At 68.0% G+C, this 26,670-nt stretch carries 19 protein-coding genes; 11 read left to right on the forward strand and 8 right to left on the reverse strand.

The window, feature by feature from the left end; all coding sequences use genetic code 11:
* Nucleotides 1-203 precede the first annotated feature (203 nt).
* The 6 genes from ACI3KU_RS08435 to ACI3KU_RS08460 all read left to right on the forward strand — a co-directional run bounded on the left by ACI3KU_RS08435 (nucleotide 204) and on the right by ACI3KU_RS08460 (nucleotide 7,581).
* Complete coding sequence (locus ACI3KU_RS08435) at nucleotides 204-1,403, forward strand: pyridoxal phosphate-dependent aminotransferase (RefSeq protein ID WP_404921869.1); 1,200 nt, start codon at nucleotides 204-206, stop codon at nucleotides 1,401-1,403.
* 217 nt (nucleotides 1,404-1,620) lie between these two features.
* Nucleotides 1,621-2,796, forward strand: coding sequence for a multiple monosaccharide ABC transporter substrate-binding protein (chvE, locus tag ACI3KU_RS08440; RefSeq protein ID WP_404921870.1), 1,176 nt, complete (start codon nucleotides 1,621-1,623; stop codon nucleotides 2,794-2,796).
* Between the two features lie 85 nt (nucleotides 2,797-2,881).
* Nucleotides 2,882-4,423, forward strand: coding sequence for a multiple monosaccharide ABC transporter ATP-binding protein (gene mmsA / locus ACI3KU_RS08445; protein WP_404921871.1), 1,542 nt, complete (start codon nucleotides 2,882-2,884; stop codon nucleotides 4,421-4,423).
* On the forward strand, nucleotides 4,420-5,598 hold the full coding sequence (gene mmsB / locus ACI3KU_RS08450; RefSeq protein ID WP_404921872.1) for a multiple monosaccharide ABC transporter permease: 1,179 nt from the start codon (nucleotides 4,420-4,422) through the stop codon (nucleotides 5,596-5,598). Before mmsA ends, mmsB begins: the two co-directional genes overlap by 4 nt.
* A gap of 37 nt (nucleotides 5,599-5,635) precedes the next feature.
* Nucleotides 5,636-6,814 carry an ROK family transcriptional regulator gene (locus ACI3KU_RS08455; RefSeq protein WP_404921873.1) on the forward strand — a complete coding sequence of 393 codons (1,179 nt, stop codon included), beginning with the start codon at nucleotides 5,636-5,638 and terminating at the stop codon, nucleotides 6,812-6,814.
* A complete protein-coding gene (locus tag ACI3KU_RS08460; protein ID WP_404921874.1) occupies nucleotides 6,811-7,581 on the forward strand; it encodes an ATP-binding cassette domain-containing protein in 771 nt (256 codons plus the stop codon). Before ACI3KU_RS08455 ends, ACI3KU_RS08460 begins: the two co-directional genes overlap by 4 nt.
* 71 nt (nucleotides 7,582-7,652) lie before the next feature.
* Here ACI3KU_RS08460 and ACI3KU_RS08465 read toward each other — a convergent pair whose 3' ends face one another.
* The 4 genes from ACI3KU_RS08465 to ACI3KU_RS08480 all read right to left on the reverse strand — a co-directional run bounded on the left by ACI3KU_RS08465 (nucleotide 7,653) and on the right by ACI3KU_RS08480 (nucleotide 10,581).
* The gene (locus ACI3KU_RS08465) at nucleotides 7,653-8,789 is read right to left on the reverse strand and encodes a UDP-N-acetylmuramate dehydrogenase (protein WP_404921875.1); all 1,137 of its coding nucleotides are present in this window, start codon (nucleotides 8,787-8,789) and stop codon (nucleotides 7,653-7,655) included.
* Between the two features lie 2 nt (nucleotides 8,790-8,791).
* Nucleotides 8,792-9,199, reverse strand: coding sequence for a MaoC/PaaZ C-terminal domain-containing protein (locus tag ACI3KU_RS08470; RefSeq protein WP_404921876.1), 408 nt, complete (start codon nucleotides 9,197-9,199; stop codon nucleotides 8,792-8,794).
* Nucleotides 9,196-9,645 (reverse strand): MaoC family dehydratase N-terminal domain-containing protein, encoded by a 450-nt coding sequence (locus ACI3KU_RS08475; RefSeq protein WP_404921877.1) that lies wholly within the window; start codon nucleotides 9,643-9,645, stop codon nucleotides 9,196-9,198. The genes ACI3KU_RS08470 and ACI3KU_RS08475 overlap by 4 nt, the downstream gene beginning before the upstream one ends.
* Before the next feature lie 141 nt (nucleotides 9,646-9,786).
* Complete coding sequence (locus ACI3KU_RS08480; protein WP_404921965.1) at nucleotides 9,787-10,581, reverse strand: sulfite exporter TauE/SafE family protein; 795 nt, start codon at nucleotides 10,579-10,581, stop codon at nucleotides 9,787-9,789.
* A gap of 69 nt (nucleotides 10,582-10,650) precedes the next feature.
* Here ACI3KU_RS08480 and ACI3KU_RS08485 point away from each other — a divergent pair, with 69 nt between their 5' ends.
* The 4 genes from ACI3KU_RS08485 (at nucleotide 10,651) to ACI3KU_RS08500 (ending at nucleotide 17,488) form a co-directional block, all read left to right on the forward strand.
* Complete coding sequence (locus tag ACI3KU_RS08485; protein WP_404921878.1) at nucleotides 10,651-10,959, forward strand: zinc-ribbon domain-containing protein; 309 nt, start codon at nucleotides 10,651-10,653, stop codon at nucleotides 10,957-10,959.
* A gap of 45 nt (nucleotides 10,960-11,004) precedes the next feature.
* Entirely contained in the window at nucleotides 11,005-11,757 is a 753-nt protein-coding gene (locus ACI3KU_RS08490; protein WP_404921879.1) for a GntR family transcriptional regulator, read from the forward strand.
* 148 nt (nucleotides 11,758-11,905) lie between these two features.
* Entirely contained in the window at nucleotides 11,906-14,092 is a 2,187-nt protein-coding gene (locus ACI3KU_RS08495; protein ID WP_404921880.1) for an alkaline phosphatase family protein, read from the forward strand.
* 21 nt (nucleotides 14,093-14,113) lie between these two features.
* Complete coding sequence (locus ACI3KU_RS08500) at nucleotides 14,114-17,488, forward strand: LamG-like jellyroll fold domain-containing protein (protein WP_404921881.1); 3,375 nt, start codon at nucleotides 14,114-14,116, stop codon at nucleotides 17,486-17,488.
* A 135-nt stretch (nucleotides 17,489-17,623) separates the two neighbouring features.
* On the opposite strand, the gene ctlX is transcribed toward ACI3KU_RS08500, so the two are convergent.
* From ctlX to ACI3KU_RS08515, 3 genes are read right to left on the reverse strand one after another with little or no spacing between them, the layout of a single operon-like run.
* Nucleotides 17,624-18,550 (reverse strand): citrulline utilization hydrolase CtlX, encoded by a 927-nt coding sequence (gene ctlX, locus ACI3KU_RS08505; RefSeq protein ID WP_404921882.1) that lies wholly within the window; start codon nucleotides 18,548-18,550, stop codon nucleotides 17,624-17,626.
* Entirely contained in the window at nucleotides 18,547-19,581 is a 1,035-nt protein-coding gene (locus ACI3KU_RS08510) for an ornithine cyclodeaminase (RefSeq protein WP_404921883.1), read from the reverse strand. Before ACI3KU_RS08510 ends, ctlX begins: the two co-directional genes overlap by 4 nt.
* The gene (locus ACI3KU_RS08515; RefSeq protein WP_404921884.1) at nucleotides 19,578-21,050 is read right to left on the reverse strand and encodes an amino acid permease; all 1,473 of its coding nucleotides are present in this window, start codon (nucleotides 21,048-21,050) and stop codon (nucleotides 19,578-19,580) included. The genes ACI3KU_RS08510 and ACI3KU_RS08515 overlap by 4 nt, the downstream gene beginning before the upstream one ends.
* A 124-nt stretch (nucleotides 21,051-21,174) precedes the next feature.
* Between ACI3KU_RS08515 and ACI3KU_RS08520 the strand changes: the two genes are divergently transcribed.
* On the forward strand, nucleotides 21,175-22,080 hold the full coding sequence (locus tag ACI3KU_RS08520; protein ID WP_404921885.1) for a LysR family transcriptional regulator: 906 nt from the start codon (nucleotides 21,175-21,177) through the stop codon (nucleotides 22,078-22,080).
* Nucleotides 22,081-22,149: 69 nt separating this feature from the next.
* Here ACI3KU_RS08520 and ACI3KU_RS08525 read toward each other — a convergent pair whose 3' ends face one another.
* Nucleotides 22,150-26,646, reverse strand: a complete 4,497-nt coding sequence (locus ACI3KU_RS08525; protein ID WP_404921886.1) for an Ig-like domain-containing protein — start codon at nucleotides 26,644-26,646, stop codon at nucleotides 22,150-22,152.
* Nucleotides 26,647-26,670 lie beyond the last annotated feature (24 nt).

Below are 26,670 nucleotides of genomic sequence, written 5' to 3' on the forward strand. Positions count from 1 at the left end.
GACCTGCACCCCTGATCCCGCCTCCTGATCCCGCGAGACTTCCCTCTGTGGGCGAGAATCCGCGCAACGCGTCGATTCTCGCCCACATTTGGCATTCTCACGGGGCCTGGGTGGCATTCTCGCGGGGCCTGCGTGGTGTGTTCTTCGGAGAACTGTGTGACGAACGGGAGCACGAGAATCGCGCTGCGCGGTACGCTCGGGGGGTGACTGAGCGCGCTCCCCTCTCCCGCAAACTTTCCGCCATCGCCGAGTCCGCGACCCTCAAGGTCGACGCCAAGGCCAAGTCGCTGCAGGCAGCGGGCAGACCGGTGATCTCCTATGCCGCGGGCGAGCCCGATTTCGCCACGCCGCAGTTCATCGTGGACGCAGCGGCCGAGGCTCTGAAGGATCCGAAGAACTTCCGCTACACCCCCGCCGCCGGCCTTCCGCTGCTGCGCGAGGCGATCGCGGCGAAGACGCTGCGCGACTCGGGTCTCGAGGTCGCGCCGAGCCAGGTGATCGTCACCAACGGCGGCAAGCAGTCCGTCTACCAGGCCTTCCAGGCCGTGGTGAACCCGGGCGACGAGGTGCTGCTGCCGGCACCGTACTGGACCACCTACCCCGAGGCCATCCAGCTGGCCGACGGCATCCCCGTCGAGGTCTTCGCCGGCTCCGACCAGGAGTACAAGGTCACCGTCGAACAGCTGGAGGCCGCCCGCACCGACAAGACCACGGTGCTCGTGTTCGTCTCCCCCTCCAACCCCACCGGCGCCGTCTACACGCCGGAGGAGACCCGCGCCATCGGCGAGTGGGCGTTGGAGAACGGCATCTGGGTCATCTCCGACGAGATCTATCAGAACCTCACCTACGACGGCGTCACGGCGCTCTCGATCGTCGAGGCCGTGCCGGAGCTCGCAGGCCAGACCATCCTCGTCAACGGCGTCGCGAAGACCTACGCGATGACCGGATGGCGTGTGGGCTGGATGGTGGGTCCCGCGGACGCGATCAAGGTGGCCGGCAACTTGCAGTCACATCTGTCCAGCAACGTCAACAACATCGCCCAGATCGCTGCCGCCACGGCCCTCACCGGTCCACAGGACGAAGCCGAGCAGTTCCGTCGGGCCTTCGACCGCCGTCGCCAGCTGATCGTGTCGGAGCTGTCGAAGATCGACGGGATGACCGTGCCGACCCCGCAGGGCGCGTTCTACGTGTACCCCGACGTCACCGGCCTCCTCGGTCGCACCTGGCGCGGCAAGACCCCCATCACCAGCCTCGAGCTCGCGGATCTGATCCTGGAGGAGGTCGAGGTGGCCGTGGTGCCCGGCGAGGCATTCGGTCCGTCTGGCTACCTGCGCCTGTCCTACGCCCTCAGCGATGAGGCGCTGCTGGAGGGCGTCCACCGCCTGCAGGAGCTCTTCGGCTAACCCGTTTCGCAGTACGCACATGGCTCCGGTCCCTCGTGGATCGGGGCCATGTGCGCGTCGCAGACCCAGTTTTTCTTGAGTTTGAGTCACGAAACGATATCGACGACTTGACTTCGAGTCTCGAACCCAACAGAGTAATCACCGTCGATGAAGACCCTTCGAGTCTTCATCGGAGGACGCCGACCGGCGTGACGTTCACAGCAAAGGAGCTCACAGAATGAAGAAGAAGTACGCAGTGGCCGCATTCGGCCTCGCCGCGATGCTCACCCTCGCCGGTTGCGGCGGTGGCGGTGCCGGCGGCGGCGCGGGTGCAGGTGGCGGCAACGCGACCTCGGGTGCCACGGGCGGCGCAGCGGACAAGGGCGACGTCCTCGTCGGCGTCTCGATGCCCACGCAGACCTCCGAGCGCTGGATCGCCGATGGCGACGCCGTGAAGAAGGGCCTGGAGGATGCGGGCTACCAGGTGGAACTGCAGTACGCGGGCGATGACATCCCCACGCAGGGCCAGCAGATCGACCAGATGATCACCAAGGGTGCAGACATCCTGATCGTCGCCGCCATCGACGGCACCGCGCTGTCCACGCAGCTCGACGCCGCAGCGGCGGCCAACATCCCGGTGGTCTCCTATGACCGCCTCATCCGCGACAACAAGAACGTCGACTTCTATGTCACGTTCGACAACTACAAGGTCGGCGTCCAGCAGGCCACGTCCCTGCTCGTGGGCCTCGGCCTGCTGAAGGAGGACGGCTCGGCAGGCACGGCCACCGGCCCGTTCAACATCGAGCTGTTCGCCGGTTCGCTGGACGACAACAACGCCCACTTCTTCTGGCAGGGCGCGATCGACACGCTGCAGCCGTTCATCGACAAGGGCACGATCACAGTCCCCTCGGGTCAGACCAAGATCGAGCAGGCGGCTACGCTGCGCTGGCAGCAGGAGACGGCGCAGAAGCGCATGGAGGACCTGCTGACCTCCACGTACAGCAGCGGCACCAAGCTCAACGGTGTGCTCTCGCCCTATGACGGCATCTCCCGCGGCATCATCACGGCGCTGCAGGGCGTCGGCATGGGCCCGACCGTCGCGGACGGCCTGCCGATCGTCACCGGTCAGGACGCCGAGATCGCCTCGGTCAGCCTGATCAACAAGGACGTCCAGTTCGCGACGATCTTCAAGGACACCCGCAAGCTCGCCGAGCAGTCCGTGGTGGTCGCCGAGGACATCCTCGCAGGCAAGGAGCCCGAGGCGAACGACACCGAGACGTACGACAACGGCGTCAAGGTGGTCCCGAGCTACCTGCTGCAGTCGGATGTGGTCTACAAGGACAACATCCAGAAGCTGCTCATCGACTCCGGCTACTGGACTCAGGCCGAGGTCGACAAGGGCGTCGCGGAGTAAGCACGCCTCAGACGGGGGTGCGTCGCACACGCGGCGCACCCCCGCTCAGGCCATTGCATCCGCACAGGTGAAAGGAGGAATCGGCATGAACGCACCCATCCTGCAGATGCGCGACATCACCAAGACGTTCCCGGGCGTCAAGGCGCTCCAGGGCGTCGATCTGCAAGTCGCGACCGGAGAGATCCACGCGATCTGCGGCGAGAACGGCGCTGGCAAGTCCACTCTCATGAAGGTGCTGTCCGGGGTCTACCCGCACGGCACGTACGAGGGAGAGATCGTCTACGAGGGCGAGGAGGCGCGCTTCTCGTCAATCAACGATTCCGAGCACGTCGGCATCGTCATCATCCACCAGGAGCTTGCCCTGGTGCCCTACCTCAGCGTCGCGGAGAACATCTTCCTCGGCAATGAGCGTCGCGGACGCGGCGGCCTCATCGACTGGGACCGCACCAACGCCGAGGCGGCGAAGCTGCTGGCGCAGGTGGGTCTGGATGAGAACCCGACGAGCGCTGTCGGGCAGCTGGGCGTCGGCAAGCAGCAGCTGGTGGAGATCGCCAAGGCGCTCTCCAAGAACGTCCGCCTGCTGATTCTCGATGAGCCGACAGCGGCGCTCAACGACACCGACTCCGCGCAGCTGCTCGATCTGCTGCGCCGGCTCCGCGAGGACGGGATGACGTCGATCATCATCTCGCACAAGCTCAACGAGATCGCCGCCATCGCCGACAGCACCACCATCATCCGCGACGGGCGCACGATCGAGACCCTCGACATGCACGATCCCACCTCAACGCAGGAGCGGATCATCCGTGGCATGGTGGGGCGCGATCTGGAGCACCGCTATCCCGAGCGCACGCCTGACATCGGCGACGAGGTCTTCCGCATCGAGAACTGGTCGGTGAATCACCCCACCCAGCCCGGGCGGGTGGTGGTCGAGGGAGCGAACCTCACCGTGCGCGCCGGCGAAGTGGTCGGCATCGCCGGCCTCATGGGTGCCGGACGCACCGAGCTGGCCATGAGCGTCTTCGGTCAGACCTACGGTCGCGGTGCCAGCGGCAAGGTGTTCGTTCGAGGACGTGAGGTTGACACCTCCACCCCGTCTAAGGCGATCGCCGCGGGCATCGCGTACGCCACCGAGGATCGCAAGCACTACGGCCTGAACCTCATCGACGACATCCGCCACAACATCTCGGCCGCGTCCCTCGGACGCATCTCCCGCGGTGGGTGGATCGAAGGAAACGAGGAGCTGGTTGTCGCGGAGCGCTACCGCGCCGACATGAACATCAAGACGCCCACCGTGCTGGCCACCGTCGGAAACCTCTCCGGCGGCAACCAACAGAAGGTGGTGCTCAGCAAATGGATCCAGACGGAGCCTGATGTGCTGATCCTCGACGAGCCCACGCGCGGAATCGACGTCGGCGCGAAGTATGAGATCTATACGATCATCAACAGGCTCGTCGCCGCAGGCAAGGGCGTGCTCGTGATCTCCTCGGAGCTTCCCGAGCTGCTCGGAATCTGTGACCGCATCTACACCCTGGCGTTCGGACGCATCACCGGTGATGTGCCCATCGCGGACGCCGACCAGGAGAACCTCATGACCCTGATGACCCTCGAAAGGACAAACGAGCGATGACCGCCGTCAACAATCTCGCGAGCCTCGTGACGCGGAACCTCCGCCAGAGCGGCATCGTCGTCGCGTTCGTGGCGATCGTGATCTTCTTCGCGATCCTGAACCCGACCTTCCTCTCGCCGGGAAACCTCACCAACATCGTCCTGCAGTACTCCTACATCCTGATCCTCGCGATCGGCATGGTGATCGTGATCATCGCCGGTCACATCGACCTGTCGGTGGGATCGGTGGTGGCGCTCACCGGAGCGGTGGCCGCCGTCGTGGTGATCAAGGGCCAGCAGCCGTGGTGGGTCGGCGTGCTCGCCGCCCTCGCCGTCGGCATCGTCGTGGGCGCGTGGCAGGGCTTCTGGGTGGCGTATGTGGGCATCCCCGCCTTCATCGTCACGCTGGCCGGCATGCTGCTGTTCCGTGGTCTCACCTTCCTGGTGCTCAACAACGTGTCGCTGTCGCCGTTCGGCGGTGAGTACTACCAGATCGCGAACGGCTTCTTCAATGGACTGTTCGGCGGGTACGGGGTGGATACGTTCACGCTGGTGATCTTCGGCATCGGCGTGCTGGGTTACGTGGTCTCGCAGATCCGCGCCCGCCGCGGCAAGATCTCCTACCAGCAGACGGTGGAGGGTCTGCCCTGGTTCATCGTGAAGCTCGTCGCTGTCGCCGCGGTGGTCATGTGGTTCGGCTTCCAGCTGGCCAGCAGCCGTGGTCTGCCGTTCGTGCTGATCATCCTGGCCGTCCTGATCATCGTGTACTCGATCGTCACGCAGAAGACGGTGTTCGGTCGTCACGTCTACGCCATCGGCGGCAACCTCAACGCGGCGCTGCTCAGCGGTGTGAAGGTGAAGAAGGTCAACTTCTGGATCTTCGTCAACATGGGTCTGCTGGCCAGCATCGCCGGCATCGTGTTCTCCGCCCGCACCAACGGCTCCCAGCCCGGTGCCGGAAACATGTTCGAGCTCGACGCCATCGCGGCCTGCTTCATCGGCGGCGCGGCGGTCACGGGTGGTGTGGGTCGCGTGGGCGGCGCCATCATCGGTGGTCTGATCATGGCTGTCATGAGCAACGGCATGCAGCTGATGGGCCTGGACCAGGCCACGCAGCAGGTGGTCAAGGGGCTCGTGCTCCTCATCGCCGTGGCGTTCGACGTCTGGAACAAGCGTCGCGCGGGGGCCGCACGCTGATCCGGGTTCGCACCGGTGGCCGCGATAGGCTCGCGCTGTGAGCAGATGGCCGGCCGGATCCCAGTCAGGACTTCGCGAGGCGAACGCCGCGAAGATCATTGACACGATCAAGCGCTTCGGCGGGCTCACTCAGGTTGAGCTCGCCGAAGCGACCGGTCTTTCCGCGGCCACCGTCTCGGCCATCGTGAAGGACCTGTCTCTGTCCGGCATGGTGGAGACGCACCCCACATCGCGCAGTGGCCGGCGGGCACAACTAGTCACGATCGCCCGCCGCACCGGCGTGGTCGGCGCCGTGCACGTCGGAAATCGCTCGATGCGGGTGCGACTCAGCGACGTCAATCAGACCTCGCTCGCCGAGCGATCCATGCCCCTCGCGGCCGATCACGCGGAGGACACGGTCCTCGACCGGATCGCCCTGCTCATCGTGGACATGCTGGGGATGATCGCCGCGGAGGCCGAAGACCTCATCGGCGTCTGCATCGCCGTTCCCGTCCCGGTCGACCCGGCCACGGGTCACGTGGCGCTGCGCGGCATCATGCGCCGGTGGGAGGGCGAGCCGCTCGCCGAGGTGATGAGCCGGCGACTCGCCTGTCCGGTGTTCGTCGAGAAGGACGCGAACCTCGCCGCCCTCGCCGAATCGGTCCGGGGTGCTGCCCGCGATGTCGCGGAGAGCGTCTTCGTGCGGGCCTCGCACTCCACCAGCGCGGGGATCATGATCAACCGTCGCATCCACCGCGGACACGACGGGGCCGCCGGTGAGATCGGGCATGTGCAGGTGGATCCGGCCGGTGCGATCTGCCGCTGCGGCCAGCGGGGATGCCTGGACACCGTCGCCGGTGCTGACGCGATCCTCGAGCCGCTGCGCGCCACCTACGGTCAGCTCAGCTTCCGCGATGTCATCGTGCAGGCGGCGGCGGGCGATCCCGGCTGCGCACGCGTGATCGCCGACGCCGCCTCCGCCATCGGCACGGTCGTGGCCGGTCTCGGTCGCGCCATCTCCCCCGCCGTCGTCAGCGTGGGCGGGGAGCTCACCGAGGCTGGCCCGATCTTCATGGTTCCCTTCACCAATGCGCTGCGCGCGCATACGCCCGCGGGACTGCATTCCTTCCAGGATCCCGTTTCCTCCGCGTTCGGCACCGACGCCGAACTGGTCGGTGCCACCATCATGGTGTTGCAGTCCACGGATTCCACATCCCTTCTCGAGGAGCGAGCATGAGCCTCCCCGTTCCGATGTCGGCAGCGCAGCCGGCACCGCCACTGCTGAGCATGCGTGCCGTCTCCAAGCAGTTCGGTGCCGTTGAGGCTCTCAAGGACATCAACTTCACCGTGCATGCGCGCGAGGTGGTCGGCCTCATCGGCGACAACGCCGCGGGAAAGTCGACGCTGGCGAAGATCATCGCCGGGGCACTGACGCCCACGTCCGGCGAGATCACGATCGACGGCGATGCGCGCGAGATCGCCTCGCCCTCCGACGCGCATGCCCTCGGGATCGCGACCGTGTTCCAAGACCTCGCGATCTGCGAGAACCTCGACGTCACGGCAAACGTGTTCCTGGGTCGCGAGCTGCGCGGCAGCGGCGGATGGATGCAGCAGGGCGAGATGGAGGTGGCCACGCGTGCCGCCCTCAACGACCTCGCCGCTCACATCCCGTCCATCCGCAGCCCGCTTCGTGAGCTGTCCGGCGGCCAGCGACAGGCCGTGGCGATCGCCCGCACCCTGATCGGTCATCCCCGCCTGGTGATCTTGGACGAGCCCACGGCATCGCTCAGCGTGGCACAGACCGCCGAGGTGCTGACCCACATCGAACGGCTGCGCGAACTCGGCCTCGGCGTGGTCTTCATCAGCCACAACCTCGCGGACGTGCAGGCGATCTCCGACCGCGTCGAGGTGCTGCGTCACGGTCGCAACAACGGCAGCTTCGGCGCCGACGTCGCGCAGGCCGACCTCATCGCCGCGATGGTGGGCGCCACCCGCCACGGGTGATCTGTGATTCCCCTGCGGCGACGCCGCACCAGGTCCCGAGGAGATCCTGGTCGCGCCCGGATGAGCGGGGTCTAGATCTCGACGCCGACGAGGATGGGCTCGGGTTGCAGCGTGAGACCGAACTCCGACTGCACGCGGGCACGCACGAAGCGCGCCAGCTCGGCGATCTCCTCTGCGGACGCGCCACCGCGGTTGGTGAGCGCGAGAGTGTGCTTGGTGGAGAGTGCGGCGCGCGAACCCGGCAGACGGAAGCCCTTCGCCACGCCCGCGTGCTCGATGAGCCAACCAGCGCTCACCTTGACGTCCGGGGTCGCTGCCACGATCGGAGGCACCGTGCCGTCATATGCCGCGAGCGGAATGGCGGTCGCGGTGCCGCTGTCGGCGGCCACGGGCCAGCGGGGGCAGTCGGCGGGCAGGGTGCGGGCGAAGTCCTCCGGAACGATGGCGTTCTGGAAGAACGATCCGGCGCTGTTCGTGTCTGGATCCGTCGGATCCAGCACCATGCCCTTGCGTGCGCGAATCGAAACGATCGTGCGGCGCACCTCGGCCAGTGTCATCGACTCGTGATCGGCCAGTCCCAACGCCGTGCGCAGCTGTCCGGGCGGGATCGACAGCGCAGCGTCGCCGACGATGCCGAGATCCAGCGTGACGCTCAAGATCACGGCGTCGCGCTCGGCCACCGAGCCGTAGTGGGTCTTCAACACCGACGTGCGGAAACCCAGTCCGAGCTCCGCGGCGGGCACATCCAGAACGTCGCCGGTGGACTCGTCGATCAGCTCCACACCGACCAGCGTCTGGACGATCTCCTGTCCGTACGCGCCGATGTTCTGCACCGGGGCGGCACCCACCGTTCCTGGCACTCCGGAGAGAGCCTCGATGCCGGCCAGTCCGTGTTGGACGGTCCAGGCCACGAGCTCATCCCAGCTGTGGCCGGCCTGCGCGCGGATCCGCGCGACGCCCTCGGCCGGATCGTCCAGGCGTTCGATGCCCGTGGTGCGGACGCGGATCACGGTGTGCTCCAGCTCGCCGTCGCCGGCGAAGAGATTCGACCCGCCGCCCAACACCAGCCACGGTTCGCCGGTGGCCCAAGTGTCGCGCAGCGCGTCGATGAGCTCCTCGCGCGTGTGCGCGTCGATCATGCGCGCGGGCACACCACCGGAACGCAGGGTGGTGAGCTCGCTGAGCGGGATCGGGGTGATCTCCGCCATGCTCAGGCGTCCGTGCGAACCGTGAGCTGTGCTTTGCCCAGCACGGTTGTCTCGCCGTGCTTGACCGTGAGGTCGATGCGCACGCTTCCCTCCAGCACCGCGCCGACAACGGCGGTGATATCAAGCTGCGCGCCCTCCGCGGCGTCCACAACGACCGGTCGGGTGAATCGCACGCCGTACTCAGTGATGCGTCCGGTGTCGCCGATGGCCTCCGCCACGGTGTTCACGCCCACGCCCATGGTGAGCATGCCGTGCGCGAGCACTCCAGGCAGCCCGACCTCCGCGGCGATGTCGTCGCGGTAGTGAATGGGGTTGAAGTCACCAGATGCCCCGGCGTACTTCACCAGGCTGTCGCGGGTGAGGTGGACGCTGCGCTGTGCGACGACGTCGCCCTTCTCGAACGCGCTCATTCCGCTCCTCCTCCCACCAGCAGCACGGACGTCGCGGTGACGACGTGAGCGCCGTCCGCATCCGTGATGGTGGCTTCGCTCGTGACCATGGCGTTGCCGCCGAGGGTGCGGATGCCGGTGACGGCCAGCTGCGCCACCAGCTCGTCGCCGGCGACGATCGGGCGTGAGTAGGTGAAGCGCTGCTCGGCGTGCACCAGTCGGTGCAGCTCGATGCCGGAGTCCTCCAGCTGGAGCAGCTGCTGCATGGTGCGGTCCTGGATCACCATCGCGAACGTCGGCGGAGCGACGATATCCGCGTAACCCAGCGCACGCGCCGCATCGGGATCGATGTGCTGCGATGCGGTGGCGAACGTGGCGCGCGCGAACTCGCGCACCTTCTCACGGGCGACGAGATAAGGGGCGGTCGGCGGGAATACACGCCCGACCAGATCCGGATTCACACTCACCCCGCCATCCTATCGACCCGGCTTCTGGGGGGCCTCCGTGGGGAGCCGGAGAAAAGATCAGGCGTGATCGAGGATCGAGGGAACGAGGTCGGTCACGCCCGCGGCGGTGCCCTCCACCGCGTCGGCGGTCCGGGCCATCTGTCAGTCCTTCTTCCGTCCGTGAATGGCCTTGATCGCCATCTGCGCGCCGATGTACACCATGAACGCGGCGAAGAGGATGTTCCCCAGCCACGGCTCGATGCTCGTCGCGAAGTACGCCCCCACCGCTGTGGTGCTGCACGCGGCCAGACCGATGAGCGCGCCTCCGAGCAGGTCCACGTTGCCGCGGCGGATGTTGCCGATCGTGCCGGAGAGGGCGGTCGGGATCATCATCAGCAGCGACGTTCCCTTGGCGATCAGGTCGCTGGCGCCGAACAGCAGCATCAGCAGCGGCACCACGACCACGCCGCCACCCACGCCCAGTAGGCCCGCCAGCACACCGGTCACCAGGCCGAGAAGCACGAGTCCGGGGCCGGTCAGCCACGTGACATGGAGCTCGGCATCGCGAGAGGGCACCACGAAGAACAGGCTGATGATCACCAGCACCACGAACGCGACGAAGCCCCAGCGCAGCGCCGTCTGGGAGATGCGCGGCAGGAGGGCGGTGCCGATCTGCGCGCCCACCACGGAGCCGGCTGCCAGGATCAGGGCGGGGATCCAGGCGACATTGCCGCCGACGGCGTAGGAGATCACGCCCACGGCTGCGGTGGGAACGATCGCCGCGAGCGACGTTCCCGCGGCGATGCGCTGGTCGAAGGCGAGCAGCATCACCAGCATCGGCACGATCACCGTTCCGCCGCCCACACCGAACAGACCCGACAGGAGACCGGCCGCGAGGCCGATGACGAGATACAGGATGATCGATCGCGCGGAGCGCGGTGCGGCGTCGGGGGTCATCACTGATCGAGCCTATCGTCCGCGATCGGACGCTATAGGCTGGCCCCTCACGACGTCTGAGGGGGCATCATGATCATCTTCGGAACGCGGGGCACTGCGAAGTTCCTCGCCGCGCTGTTCACCGTCTGCGGCTTCTGTCGCGCGACCGCCGCGCAGCGCCTGTATCGCCGGCGCACGTGGTTCACGCTGTTCTTCATCCCGATCTTCCCGTTCGGGCACGGCAAGTACGTGATGCAGTGCGCCAACTGCGGCGAGCAGTCTGAGCTGCCCCGCGAGGTCGCCGACCGCTTCCAGGTGGACGCCGCACAGCAGCAGGCGGCGCGGCAGGCGGCGGAGGCCACAACAACCCCAGCGCCGTACTCCCCCGACGCTCCCTGATTCCGCCACGCCCGCCGGCGGGTGGGCAGCGAGTAGCATCCCAACGTGGGATCGGAGAGCGCGGGCGGTGAGGCGGCCCCTTCGCGAACCGCGCAGATCAGCGCCGACCTGCGGCACCGCATCCTCGCCGGGGAGTTCCCGATGGGTGAACGCCTGCCCAGCGAGGCCGCACTCGGCGCTGAGTACACCGCCACCCGCAGCGTGATTCGCGGGGCGCTCGCGCGCCTTGCTCGCCTGTCCCTCGTCGAGGCTCGGCCCCGCGACGGCTGGATCGTGCTCGATGCCCGCCGCACACAGGGGTTCGCGCGCATGCAGTCCTTTGCCGAGTGGGCCCTCGCCGGTGGCCGCGTTCCTGGTGGCCGCATCACCACGCGGCAGGTCGGACCGGCCACGGCGCGCGAGGCACAGCGATTCGGAATCCGGCTGGGGGAACCACTCCCCCGCTTCGTGCGCGTGCGCACGCTCGATGAGCGTCCGGTGATGGTGGAGCGATCGGTGTGGGCACCGTGGCTGACGCCGGTGGTGGCCAGCCTGCCCGATGATGTCGTCTCCACCACCGCCGCGCTGGCGGAGGCCGGCATCGTCGTCGCCGCGACCAACCATCGCATTGAGGTGTCCGCCGCCTCCACCGAGGAGGCCGCGCTGTTGGGCGTGCGTCGTTCGAGCCCGCTGCTGCAGGTGGCTCGCACGACGGTCACCGCCGAGGGACGGCTGGTCGAGATCGGGGTTGATCGCTATCGCGCGGGCGTGATCGCCTTCGAGATCGACGCGGGCACCCCGGTGCGCAGCGCGATCTGATCCCACCGCCCAGAGGCAGCCCAGTGTGCGCACTCGGCGAACGGACTCGCCGTGCGCCATACGGACGACCGTGCACGTTCACCGGGCGTTCGAATTCGGTTGCTGGTGTCGGGGAGTACCCCCTCACGCCCGCGATTCAGGAGTTCGGATGTCCAGCGAGCCCACCCCCTTCACCCCCGACCCGTACGAACGCGCGAAGACCGTGCCCGAAGAGATCATCCGCTCCGGGCTTTCTCGACGCGGGATGCTCAAAGCTCTCGGCCTCATGGGTGCCGCAGCCGCGATGGGAATCACCGGATCCGTCACCGCGAGCGCTCCGGCATCCGCGGCAACGGGGGCACGAATCGCTCCGGCGTCCGCTCCCCGCATGCGCGCCGTCCTTCCGGAGGGATTCGCCGGCGACATCACCGACATCAAGCACGTGGTCGTCCTGATGCAGGAGAACCGCTCCTTCGATCACTACTACGGCGTGCTGCCTGGCGTACGCGGCCACAACGACAAGCAGGCGCTGCGGTTCCAGAACGGCACCGACGTGTTCTCCCAGCCGTCGGGCAGTTCCTTCGTGCGTCCGAACCGCGTCACCACGGTCGCCGGATCCACCACCGGTCTGGATCACTCCTACTCCGGAGGCACCGGAGCGTGGGCGGGCGGACGCTACGACAACTGGATCGGCGCCAAGGGTGCGAGCACCATGAACTATCTCAGCGGCGAGGAGCTGCCCTGGCAGTACTCCCTGGCCAGCGCCTACACGATCTGCGACAACTGGCACTGCTCCGTGATGGGCCCCACCACGCCCAACCGGCTCTATGCATGGACGGGCACCTCGGGTGGGACCAGCGGCAACGGCGGCGAATCCAACGGCACCCGCGGCTGGCAGACTTACCCCGAGGCGCTGCAGGATGCCGGAGTCTCCTGGCGCATCTACGTCGACAACACCAACAACGGCTCCAGCTGGGTGGGCGATTACACCGACAACCCGATTCGGGGATTCGCCACGTTCACCACGTCGGGGTCGACGGCCACCGACATCGCCAACCGCAACGACCCCGTGAAGAACGCCCCAGGTACGGGTCTGGTCTGGCGTGCCGGGTCCGCTCCGTACAAGAGCACCGGCGTGCCGAACAACGACAGCGACACGAACCTCAACGGCGTCCTGCGCGACTTCATCGCCGCCTGTCAGCCGGGTGCGGAGTTCCCGCTGCCGCAGGTGAGCTGGGTGGTGGCACCATACAGCTGGTCCGAACACCCCTCCGCCAACCCGGAGCACGGAGCGCACTTCTGCAACCGCGTGATCTCCACGCTGCAGAGCAACGAGGAGATCTGGAACAGCACCCTGCTGATCATGACCTTCGACGAGAACGACGGCTACTTCGACCACGTGCTTCCCCCGTTCGCAGAACCGGGCACCGAGGGAGAGTATTCGGGATCGACCCCGCTCGGGTACGGCGCACGCATCCCGACGATCCTGGTTTCGCCCTGGACGCGCGGCGGCTGGGTGGGAACGGAGACGTTCGACCACACGTCGATCATCCGATTCCTGGAGACGTGGACCACCGCCATCGGCACCCCGGCGCTGTCGACGACGATCACCGACTGGCGACGCGCCATCAGCGGCGATCTGACCAGCGCGATGGACTTCGAGAACCCGATCTTCGACATTCCGGCGCTGCCCGACTCGGATGCGCTCGTGCAGATCGCGCGCGCCGGCGGCACCATCAGCACCCAGGTGCCGGAGGCGGACAAGTGGGACGGCGGCACGCTCACGGCGCGTCCGCTGTCCTACCACCCGCATGGCACGTTCGCCGAGGACCGGGCCACCGGAACCGTCACGGCGTCGTTGAGCCTCACGGGCGGCCCGGACGGCAAGGCGGTGAGCCTGCAGGCCTTCCCGGATCGGTATCTTCCCTTCGCCAACACTCCGTACACGGTCTCCGCGGCGAACCCGCGCACCCACACCTGGGATGCCACGTCCACGGAAGGCCGCTACGCGTTCTCGGTGTATGGACCGGACGGGTTCGTCCGATCGCACGCGGGAACGGTGATCCCGGCCGGTCAGAACAACGCGGGAGTACCGCGCGTCGACGTGGACCTGATCGGCGGATCGGAGCCCGCGGTCGCCCTGCACCTGCGCAATGACGGCCGCCAGCCGGTGCACTACAACGTGGTCCCCCACGACTTCGCCGGTGAGGCTCGGCGCGTGTGGGTCAAGCCCGGCGAGACCGCGGATCTGATGTGGCCCACCGACAACGGCTACTACGACATCGTCATCACTGCCGACACGAGCACCGGGTGGGAGCACCGCTATGCCGGCCGCGTCGCCCAGCTCGGATTCTGACCCGAATCGGAGAACACAGCTATGAACGAGAAACGCACCGGCATCCGCCGATGGGCGCTCACCGTGTTGGCCGCGATGAGCCTGACTACGCTGATCGGCCTGGCGGGACCGTCCGCGGCGCCTGCCGAAGCCGCAGCCGCAGCCGCAGCCGCAGCAACTGTCACTCCCGTAGCCACCTACACCTTCGACGGTGACAGCGGCGCCACGGTGACCGACACCTCGGGCAACGGCCTGAACGCCGCCTGGATCGGCACGCCCGCCTACGTCTCAGGCGTCACCGGGTCGGCGGTAGCCGTCTCCTCCGGCAAGAACTACGTGAAGCTGCCGCTGGTGGCGGGCAAGACCGATGCGTCGGCGAGCTTCTCCTACGAGTTCTGGATGCAACTGCAGAGCCGAACGTCCTACGGCACGCTGATGAGCAACCAGAACTTCGTCTCCTGCAACAACGCCGGAATCACCCTCTACAACCAGACCACGCCCGGCGTGCTGCAGGCCTGCTGGGGTCAGACGGCCGGGGGCACCAAGGAGTACCTGAACGGCGCGACGCCGAACATCCAGGGCACCTGGCACCACATCGCCGTCACGGTGGATCGCACCGCCAACCAGGTGAAGATCTACACAGACGGCACCCTCACGGCGACCTCGCCTGCCGGATACGTGAACGCGAACACCCGGTTCGCCAGCGGACTCGCCTTCAACATCGGCGGATTCAGCGGCAGCGAGACCGACTCCGCGGACGGCTACACCAACGCGCTCATCGACACGCTCAGCTTCTACAACGACGTGGTCCCGGCGACGCAGGTGGCGGCCGACTACGCCGCGCAGAAGCCGCTCCAGTACACGATCGCGTTCGACGGGAACGGTGCGACCGGAGGCGGCACGGCATCGCAGCTGCTCGTGGGCGGGCAGACGACGACACTGCGCAAGAACGGCTTCACGCGCAACGGATTCCTGTTCCAGGGGTGGGCGGCCAGCCCCACCGGGCCGATCGTGTACACCGACGCGCAGAGCGTCACCGACCTGGCGATCACTCCCGATGCGACGGTCACCCTCTACGCGGTCTGGGCCGCGCGACCGGCCACCACCGACGGGTCGACGCTCGCGCCAGGCTTCGTCTCCGGTGTGCTGCGTGCCCCCAGCGGTCGCGTCGGCGAGACGGTCTCCCAGTCCCTCGCCGGTCTCTGGAACGGTGCCGCCCCAACCTCGTTCACGAAGACGGACGGCGATGACTGGCTGACTGTGAGCGCGGATGGCGTGGTCACCGGGACGGTGCCGGAGGCGGCAACCGAGTTCCCCGGCTGGATCGACGTGTCCGCGACGAACGGAACCACCACCTCGTTGATCAGCGTGGAGGTGCCGGGCGTGGCGACGGGCGCACCCGTGCCCCTGGACGCCGTCACGTGGGATCTCTGGGACGGCGGATCACACGTCGACGACGCTCGTCTGAAGAACCTCGCCGTCATCGCCGAGAACGGCTTCGACGTGATCGGCGTGCAGCACGACGGCGGCACCGGGGCCGACCAGCTCGCTGCCGCACTCGGCTGGCACGCTGTCGAAGGCCCCGACGGCACTGGCATCGTGTCCCCCTATCCCCTCACGGCGCGCCGGGATGCTCAGGACGGGGCACCCGCGTTCGGCGCCACCGCTGACGTCTGGGGACAGGACATCCGCGTGTGGAGCGTGGCGCTGGACTCGGGCGATTACGGGCCGGACGCGGCCTGCGACGCCGACCCCGCCGAACCGGCGACACTGATCGAGACCGAGCGGGCTACGCTCCGCTTCGCACAGGCCGAGGCCGTGGTCCGTTCCCTTCACGACGACGTAGCGGCCGCCGGACGCACCGCGGTGATCGTGCTCGGCGACCTCCAAACTCCCGCCGGCACCGATTGGACGGCAGACACCGCGGCAGCACGATGCACAACCGGAGCCGTCGACTGGCCCGTGCCCGCGGCCTTCGCGGCGGTGGGACTGACGGACGCGTTCCGCGTAGCCAATCCCGACCTCGCCGACCGCGGCGACACGTGGTCGCCGATCATCGCCACTCGCCCCGATGGCTCTCCTCAGCCGCAGGACCGCATCGACTACGTCCACTTCGCCGGCGCGCCACTCACCCTGGACGGCGCGAACACGGTGGTCGCCGGATGGCCCTCGAAGACGAACATCATGGGCAACGCGTGGGCCAGCAACCACCGTGCTGTGGTGGGGTCCTTCCGGCTCGGCGCGCCGGTCGCCGCTGTCGCCGCCACCGCGGAGGACGCGCAGGCGGCCACGGATGCCGGTGTAGCGGTCACGCTGTCGCCGACGTTCTCGGCGGGAACCGAGATCGGCGGCCAGCTGGCCACCGGCGAGATCACGGTGACCCCGACCGCCCCCGCGCAGGGAACGTGGACCGTGTCCGGTAGCGACATCACGTTCACGCCCTCGGCGGCCGCCTCCGACGAGACGGTGACGGCGACGTACACCGTGGGCTCCAGCAACGGCACCACTGCGAGCGCGACGCTCACCGTGGTGGTCACCTCGCCCGCCGTACCGGCCACCGCGAGCGCGAGTTCAGCCGTCACTGATCCGGGACGCGCGGTCCGCGTCGTGCTGACCTACTCGGCCGGCACGCTCGCGGGCGGCACGCCCGCCACGGCCACAGTGGAGCTGGTGCCCGACGATCCGACGTTGGGAGCCTGGGATCTCAGCGGTCAGGCACCCACCGGGCCCCTCGCACAGCTGTTCGCCCTCGTCACTCGCGCCGGCGGTCCGGAACTCGCATCGCGAGTGGCCGTGTTCACGCCCGCGGATGGTGTCGCCGACACGACCGCGACGGCGACCTTCACGGTGAACTCGTCGAACGGCACGACCGCGGCGAGCACCGCGACGGTGCGCATCGGTTCGGTGACGGCGTCACCCTCGCCCTCGACGAGCCCGACGGGAGAGCCCACGGGACAGCCGACAGGCGAACCGACAGGAGAGCCGACGCCGACGCCGACGCCGACGGGAGAGCCGACCTCGCAGCCCACCGGGCAGCCGACGGGAGAGCCGACCTCGCAGCCGACCGGAGAGCCCACGGGACAGCCGACCTCGCAGCCGACCGGAGAACCAACGGGCGAACCCACGGGACAGCCCACCGGGCAGCCCACGGGACAGCCGACGAGTGAGCCGACGGGCGAACCCACGGCGCAGCCCACCGGCGAACCCACTGCCCAGCCCACGGGTGAGCCGACAGCTCAGCCCACCGGGCAGCCGACGGCGAACCCGTCAGCGTCTGGTTCGCCGAGCGCGACGTCGGATCTGCCGTCGACCGGATCGGATGCATCCTCGCTCGTGCTCCCCGCCCTGCTCGGTGCGATGCTCGTCGCGATGGGAGCCGTGGCGTTGCGAGCCCGCGTGCGCACTCGCCGCCGCTGAGTCCTCCGCGCGCAAACGGCTCCGGCGCACCCCGCGAAAGGGGTGCGTCGGAGCCGTTCTGCGTGCAGGATGCGCTGCCGGCGACGTTGCGGACGGAGCCCCGGTGACGTTCCGGCAAGAACGGTGCCCGGGGGATCAGTCGATGGGTCGCGGATCCAGATGAATCCCCGCGAGCATGCACCGCACCGAGCCGCCCGCCAGCTCGATGGGTCCGACTTCCAGCGGAAGGATCCGGCACGAGCTCTCGATGACGAAGCGCTGCGCCGCGGTGAGAGCGCGCTCTGCCGTGGTGGACATCGCGAGCAAGCGCGAGCCATCGCGCGAGCGTAGCTCGATGGCGTTGCCCGCGAACGCGCCGAGCTGATCGAACGACAGATCGATCACCTCGTGACCGCCGTCGACCAGACGCTGCAGCACGGCCGCCCGGCGCCGGTCATCCGCGATGGCCGCGGACCCGATCAGGGCGAAATCGGTGGCCACGCACATCATGACGTTGGTGTGATAGATCGGCGTGCCGTGCTGGTCGGCGGCGTCGAAGAGCATCGGCTCATAGCCGAACGTGGTGCAGAAGCGCTCGAGGAGGAAGGGATCAGCGCGCGCCGATCGGGCCACATACGCGATGCGAGCGACGTGATCGAGCACCATCGCGCCGGTGCCCTCCAGGAACAGCTCGTCCGGCTCGAGCCCTGAGTAGTCGATCACCTCCTGCACCCGATACGCCCGCTTCAGGAACTCGATCACGTCGCTGCGACGTTCACCGCGACGGTTCGCCGCACGCATCGGATACACCGCGACCCGGCCGCCCGCATGCGTGGAGAACCAGTTGTTGGGAAAGACGCTGTCGGGATGCGAGCTGGTGCGATCATCGAACAGCACCACCTCCACCCCGGCATCGCGCAGCTGTTCGGCGGCCTTCGTCACGGTGGCCCGCGCCTGCCGCGAGACATCCGTCTCCGGCGCGGACTGGAAGGCGTTGTCGATCGCGGTCTGCGGGTTCGGGCGGAAATGATGCGGCCGGATCATCACCACCGCGGCCGGTGCCTGCGCGGAGAAGCCCGTCACCTCTCGGTCCCGGCAGCCGCGATCAGCGAGAACAGGTCCTTGGGATCGCGGGGGTCGGCCACGAGGTCCACCGTGGCCTCGGCGCCGTCGAACTCGTCAGCCAGCAGGCACAGTGCGGAGAAGTCCTCCACCGCGAAACCCACGGAGTCGAACACCGTCACCTGCTCCGGGGCGGTGCGTCCCGGGGCCGAGGCCGACAGCACCTGCCACAGCTCGACGGCGGGGAAGTCGTCCTCGAGGTGCTGGATCTCCCCCTCGATCCGACTCTGCGGCAGGTACTCCGCGAACACCGCCGCGCGGCGGAGGATCGCCGGATCCAGCTCGGTCTTGCCGGGGCAGTCGCCGCCGATCGCGTTCAGGTGCATCCCCGCGGTGACGAGATCGTCGGTGAGCACCGTGGCCAGCGCCTTGTCGGCGGTGCAGGTAGTCACGATGTCCGCCCCGGCGACCGCCTCCGCCGCGCTGCCGGCTCGCACCACATCGAACCCGAGCGCGCGGGCATTGCGCTCGAACTTGTCCATCGCGGCCGGATCGGTGTCCCACACGCGCAGCCTCTCGATTCCCAGCACCCGCCGGAAGGCGAGCGCCTGGAACTCGGCCTGGCTCCCGGTTCCGATCAGGGCGAGCACCCGTGAGTCCGGGCGCGCCAGCACGGAGGCCGCGAGCGCCGACGTCGCCGCGGTGCGCAGCGCCGTCAGCAGAGTCATCTCGGCGATCAACACCGGGTAGCCGGTTGCGACGTCGGCCAGCACACCGAACGCCGTCACGGTCTGCAGCCCGGCGCGCGGGTTGTCGGGGTGGCCGTTGACGTACTTGAACGTGTAGCGACGCCCGTCGCTCACCGGCATCAGCTCGATCACACCGCGCTCCGAGTGGCTGGCCACCCGCGCCGTCTTGTCGAAGTCCTCCCACCGCAGGAAGTCGTCCCGCAGGCGTGACACCAGCCGCTCGATGAGCGTCTCCACACCGTGCTCCGCGATCCAGGCGGCCATCGCGGGCACATCGATCATCCGTACCATGGCGCCACTCATCGGCGTCCCTCCATTCCGATGACATCGTCATCCTCATCCAGCGGGTGGCGCACGACCGGGATCGGCGCAGTCAGGGGTCGGCCCTCGCGCAGCAGCCGGCGCTTGCGCAGCTGCCACAGCACGGCGAGAATCGCGAACCACACGGGTGTGGCCAGGAACGGCAGTCGTGTGTCCTCGCCGTACAGCAGTGTGGCGGCGATGAACACGAAGAACACCAGTACCATCCACGGGGTGACCGCGGCGAACGGCATCTTGAACTTCGAGGCGGCGTGGCGCTCGGGGAAGCGACGCCGGTAGATGATGAAGCTCACCACGATGCTTCCCCACGTGAACAGCACAAGGGTGGCGCACACCGACGACACGAACGTGAAGGCCGCAGACACGCTGTTGCCGAGCAGCAGCAGCGGCACCGCCGCGAACAGGAAGACGCACGTGAACAGTGCGGCATTGCGCGGAACTCCGCGCGAGGTGGCGTGCGAGAACTGGGTCGGTGCGTGGCCGTCCTTCGAGAGCCCGAACAGCATGCGCGTCCCGGAATACAGTCCCGAGTTGGCGCTGGAGGCCGCCGATGTCAGCACCACGAGGTTGATCGCGAGGGCGGCGATGCCGAAACCGGCATAGGCGAGCGTCGTGACGAAGGGGCTCGCGTTCGGATCGATCTTGTCCCACGGGGTGATGCTCATGATGATCGCCAGCGCGCCGACGTAGAAGAGCAGGATGCGCACCACGATGGAGTTGATCGCCTTCGGCAGTGTCTTGCGCGGATTCTGCGTCTCCGCGGACGCCGTTCCCACCAGTTCCACGCCGATGAACGAGAAGATGCCCATCTGGAAGCCGAGGATGAAGCCACTCAGCCCGAACGGGAACATCCCGCCGTGATCCCAGAGGTGCGAGAGAGAGGCGGTGGTGCCGGTGTCGGGGTTCTGGAAGCCGATGACCACCATCACGATGCCCGTAGCGATGAGTCCCAGGATCGCGACGATCTTGATGAACGCGAACCAGAACTCCACCTCGCCGAAGTACTTCACCGGCTGCAGGTTCAGCAGGGTCAGGGCGAGAGCAGCGATCAGCGCCGGCATCCAGTGCGGGATGCCGGCGTTGAAGTAGGAGACGTAGCCGGTGATCGCGACGATGTCCGCCACACACGCCACGATCCAGGAGAACCAGTAGGTCCACGAGACGAAGAACCCGGCCCACGGCCCGATCATGTCCTTCGCGATGTCGCCGAAGGTCTTGTAGTGCAGGTTCGACAGCAGCAGCTCGCCGAGCGCCCGCATGACGAAGAAGATCATGAACCCGATGATCATGTAGACGAAGATCACGGCCGGACCCGTGACGCTGATCATCTTCCCGGACCCCATGAACAGGCCCGTGCCGATGGCGCCGCCGATCGCGATCAATTGAAGGTGCCGGTTCTTCAGCCCGCGCGCGAGCTCCTCGCCCTGCGCCGGTAATGTGCCCTGCGACATACCCATCACTCCCTCGGAATAGGCGGGCCGTCTCGTCCCCGGGCGACCCTGTGGCCTCAACCTAGCGACTGACTGGCCTGCTACTGAATATCAAATAATCTTCCAGAGCGTCATACTCGCTAGCATGCTCACGATTCAGCAGCTGCGCGTCCTCCTGGCGATCCGCGATCAGGGGAGCCTGTCGCGCGCCGCCGCCGAGCTGCGCTACGGCGTACCCACGGTGGCCCATCACCTCGATGCGTTGGAGGGTCATTTGGGCGCTCGACTGGTGGAACGCACGCCCCGCGGCACGGTTCTCACCCCGCTGGGAGAGCTGTTCGCCCGCGAGGCCCAGCACATCCTGCGTCGAGTGGAACAGGCCGAGCGCATGGTGGCGCGCCAGCGCGAAGCCGGGGTCGCGACCCTCCGCGTGGGAACCTTCGCCTCATTCGGCGCGCGCTTCCTCCCTGCCGCGATCGACCGACTGCGCGCCGCATTTCCCATCGCTGTCGAGATCAGCGAGGCGGAGCCGACCCGGCTGGTGCATCTCGTGGAGGACGGCGAGGTGGATGCGGCACTCATCTACGACTTCGCCGATGACCCGCTCTTCGGCGGCGGCGGCCTGCGGCTGACCCGACTCCTCGACGAGCCGTTCCGCGTCATGGTGGCATCGCACGGCCCGCTCGCCGCACAGGAGATGCTCGACCTGCGGGACCTGCGCACGGTGGCCTGGGTCTCCAGCCGCAGCGATGACGAAGCTTCCGGACGCACGATTCGTCGTGCCTGCCGCTCGGCGGGATATGAGCCACGCGAGCTGATGCGCACGGACGATCTCGCGATGATCCACGGCCTGGTGGCGCAGGGACTGGGCATCGCCCTGGCCACCGAGATCGCCGTGGATCCGCGTTTCGATGTGGCTCTGCGGCCCGCAGTACAGGACCTCGGCTTCCGGCGCATTCTGTTCGCGACCCGACCGGGACCGCTGCTGCCGGCGGTGGAACGGCTCCGCGCCATCCTGCAGGAGCTCATCAGCGAGGCCGCTGCTCGCTGAGACGACGATGGCCGCAGCGCCCGTCAGGACGCTGCGGCCATCGTCTGTCCGCTCAGACGGTGCGGGACATCAGTCGCGCACCGCCCGTGCCCGGCGGCGTGCCAGCAGCACGACTCCGGCGGCGGTCAGCAGCAGGGAGATCATGCCGGCGGCGGCCCACGACGATCCGTCGGTGCCCGTGGAGGGAAGTCCGCCGGCCGGCGGGGTCGCCACGGGTGCCGAGCCGCCCGGCGTCGCGCCGCCGGTCCCCCCCGGCACGGGCGTGCTGGGGGCCGAGGTCTCGCTCGGCGCGGACGTCGCGCTCGGGTCAGGCGTAGCGGTCGGCTCCGGGGAGGCAGTCGGCTCCGGCGTAGCAGTCGGCTCCGGCGAGGCAGTCGGCTCCGGCGTGGACGTCGGCTCCGGGGAGACAGTCGGCTCCGGGGACACCGTTGCGCTCGGCGTCGGCTCCGGGGACACCGTCATGGTCGGCGTCGGCTCCGGCGTCACCGTTGCGCTCGGCGTCGGCTCCGGGGACACCGTCATAGTCGGCGTCGGCTCCGGCGTCACCGTTGCACTCGGGGTCGGCTCGGGTGTCGACGTCGGCGACGCGGTCGGCTCCGGCGTGGATGTCGGCGTCACCGTCGGCTCCGGCGTAGATGTCGGCGTCACCGTCGGCTCCGGCGTAGATGTCGACGTCGGCGTCGGGGTCGGCGTAGATGTCGACGTCGGCGTCGGGGTCGGCGTCGCCGCGAGCGCCACGGTGACCGTGAGGCTGGCCGAGACACCGTCGACCCGCGTGCTGTGGGCGGTGATCCGGTAGTCCCCCGGAACGGCGTCGGCCGCCACGTGAAGCACACCCGAGTCGTCGACCGCGAGCGCCGGCGCGACGTCTGCCCGCAGAGCGACGCGCGCGATCCCGGCGCTCGCCTCAGCGACGCTCCAGGTGACGTCGCGACCCCACTCATCCGTCTCCGAGTACGGCGCGGCACCGATGACATCCACCGTGATGGGAGCGGAAGCACCCGGCGCGAGCTCGGACTCCGCCATCGACAGCTCGATCGACGCCGGTCGCGGGTGCGTGGTCACCACCTGTTCCGGACGAAACTCGCTCGGGTTGGTGATGCCGCTCGGCAACTGGATGCCACCGGGGAACCGGTAGGTGTCGGGCGGGCTGGTGGGCCCGTAATTGCGGGGGTCGTCGTCCCACCCCGTGACAACCAGGTCGACCGTCGATCCGTCGTCCAGCGTCGCGGTCACGGCAGCGGGCATACCCAGCTCGCTGCGGGACAGGCCCACGGGCACGTCCATCGGCGCGAGGTCGGCGAGGCTCACCACGTGCAACGCGATCACGCGAACCACCGCGACCACCGGGGCGGACACGCCCGCGGCCCGACCGAGGAAGGTGTGCTCTCCCTCGTTCTGCAGCTGGTCGCCCGTGATCTCGGGCCAGGTCACCGCGACCTCGGCGGTCTCCCCGTTCGAGTAGGTCACCGTGACCGTGCCCGGCAGGGTCGGCACCTGCCCGGGCGCGACGTCCACCGCCACCGGACTGACCGAGGACAGGAACACCTCCGACAGTCGCAACGACGGCGCCAGCGCAGTCTCGGACATCGCGAAGCCTGCGGGCAGGTTCGTCGGCAGGGTGAGCTTGCCCGCGCCGTAGTCGGCGAAGGCCTGCTTTGCCCCGAGGATCGAGAAGGCGTCGAATCCGGCGTTGTCCCGGTTGTAGTTCGGGATGGCGCTGGCGGGAATGTCGATCGCGAAGCTGATCGGGCCCGCATCAGCCGGGAGGGAGCGGATGTAGTCCGCGACGTCCAGATCGATGGCGTTGCCGTTGTCGATGATCTGACCGTTGGTGAAGGCCTGGTGCGATACCGGGACCAGCTGGTCGTAGGTGGGGATTCCCTCATCCTTCGAGTAGTCGGCGTGCGCGTAGCGGGAGATCTCCGCGCCGAGGGGCGCGTTGTTCCACGTGAGCGTCGACGAGTTCCAGGTGGGCTCGGTGGCATACACGTCCGCCGTGAACGCGGTGTTGCGCAGGCGCTCCGCGTCGCTGCCGCCCGCTCCGGTCCACGCGTCGTAGCGCGAGACGTAGAGCCGGATCGACGCGTCCTTCACCGCGGACAGGTCGCCCTCATAGGAGGACGGATCGAACTGCACGTAGATGCGACGGGTGAAGCCCGCCGATGCCGCGTTCTTCAGCTTCAGCACCAAGTTGTTGGACATCGACACGCCGAACGGGAACTTGTACCTGTCGGCAGCCGCGGGCGCGGTGCTCGTCCCGGCCTGCGTGCCCATCGCGGTGGTTCCGGAACCGCGCTGCACGAACGCCGCGTCCAGAGCGGTGGAATCGCCCTGTGCGGTTCCGCCACCGAGGTCGCCGACCACCGTCACGGTGGCCTCGATCGCCGCGCTGGGCGTTCCGCCCACGGTTCCGGTCGCCGTGATGGTGCCGGCGGCGCGATAGCTGTCGCTGGAGACGAGGTTCCACGTCACGGGTCGCTTCTCGGTGCGCTCGGTGGTGTTGGCGCCCGCCGTCTCGCGCACGGTGACCTGCAGCACCTCGGGCAGCCTGGGATAGACGCCGGCGGCCGTGCGCACGGAGACCTCGGGAAGCACGAGCGTCGTCACGGTCTTCATCTGCGACACCTGGTGCGCTCCGATGTCGAGGCCGACGCCGGCGGTGTTCGCGCCGAAGAAGTCCTCGGACGGCCCACCCGTGATCGCGGTTCCCGCCGTGACACCCGGGCTGGTGTCCGCGAGCTGGAACAGTGAGGCCCGCTCGCGCAGCCGCTCACGCGACGTGAAGTCCGCGATGCGGTCGGTGGCGTCATCGAACGTGGTGGTCGCCTGAGATGCCAGGCGGGCGACCAGCTGCGCGTCACCCTCGATGACCAGCTGAGGTTTCGCGAAGATGTTGCCCGCGGCCTCCATCTTGGCGACGTCGACGCCACTCGCGGCGCTCGCCAGACTCTGCGGCCAGAAGATGTTGTTCTTCATCAGCTTGTCGGGCGAACCGAGGGCGCGTTCGATCGCATCCTTGCCGTCGGAGGGGTGCGCGGTCAGGAACTTGAGTGATCCGGCACCCTCCTTGAGCAGGATGTTGTTCCAGAAGTATGCGTTCGTGCCCGAGTTGTCGCCCGAGTTGCCCTCACCGAACAGCGCGGTGGAGATGCCGTCGCCCACGTACAGGGTGTTGTTGTAGATCTGGGGCATCGCGGAGCCCTCGTTCTTCACCCAGTAGTGGAAGATGCTCTGTTCCTTGTAGGTGTAACCGCCGCCACCGCCCTTGTCCGCGTTGGTGCCGCGGTTTCCACCGCCATCGTTCGCGGAGATGTTGTAGCGGACGATGGAGTCCTTCTGATCGGACATCAGCAGCATGAAGCCGCCCGCGTTGTGGTGGCTGTAGTTGTACTGGTAGACCACGTTCACGCAGCCGAGATCGATGTCGTACGCCTCGGCGTCGTTGTAGCCGAACGTGGTGCCGTAGACCTCGTTGTACTGGAACAGCGCGTCGTTGTTGGACATCGACCAGACGCCGGCGAAGTTGCGTGCTCCGTAGTCGGCGTTGGCGGGACGAACGGCGATGTTGCCCTCGACGAGACCGCCCGACGCCACCTCGCTGAGCACGATCGCGTCGCCGGAGACGTCCTCCAGATAGTTGTTCTTGATGCGGATGTCGGACATCGTCTTCTTGAACGAGTTGCTTACCGCGGTGTTGGCGTCCGCTTTGGTGCGGATGCCCTCCAGGCCCACGCGCTTGACCACGTTGTTCTCGACGGTCACGTCGTGGAAGCCGGTGGACGAGCGCCACTCACCTGCGGGTAACAGCACCTTCCCGTCCGGATCCACCCAGTGGCCGAGGATGATGATGCCACCGGTCGCCTTCAGCGCCGGTCCCTGCGATGCGGGCGGAAGCCCCGGCTGCTGGAAGTACTCCGACTGCACGTCGTGGACGTAGTTGTTCGCGACGCGGATGGACGTGAACGTCCGGTCCTGCTCGTAGCCCATCACCAGAATGCCGGCTCGCTGCGCGTCGCCCGGCTTCTTGTAGCCCTCGGGGTTGGACGCCTCGGGACTGTTCGTCACCTCGAGGTTCTGGATCTGCCAGTTCTCCTGGTTGACCAGCTGCACGGCACCCGTGATGTAGCGCTTGAAGGTCCCGGTGCCGTAGGTGCCGCCACCGTTGATCACGGGGCGACGGTCCGCCGTGAACGACGCTGCGCCGCCCTCATCGGTATAGAAGTCGACGGCGATGGGGTCTTGGGACGTGCCGCTGCCCTTCGGGTGGAGCATCTGACCGTTCCAGGTGCTGTCCGATTCGAGCAGGATGTGATCGCCCGGCTCGAACGTGGTGGCCGAGACCTTGGTGAGGCTCTTCCACGCGGTGGTGGGACTGGTGCCCGCGGCGCTGTCATCACCCGACGCGCCGTCCACGTAGTAGGTGGTGCCGGAGGTCGATACGCCGATCGAGGTGAAGGCCGCCGGTTCTGGCTCGGCGGCGGACGCGGCCGGTGGGGCGGCGACGCCCGGGAGGAGGAGCGCTGCGGACAGTGCCGCGGCGAGAGCCACGCGGGAGATTCTCATTCCAACGCAGTCCTTTCTGTGTGG

Origin of the sequence: Microbacterium sp. ZW T5_56, assembly GCF_044987425.1 — a bacterium.
Lineage (GTDB): Bacteria > Actinomycetota > Actinomycetes > Actinomycetales > Microbacteriaceae > Microbacterium.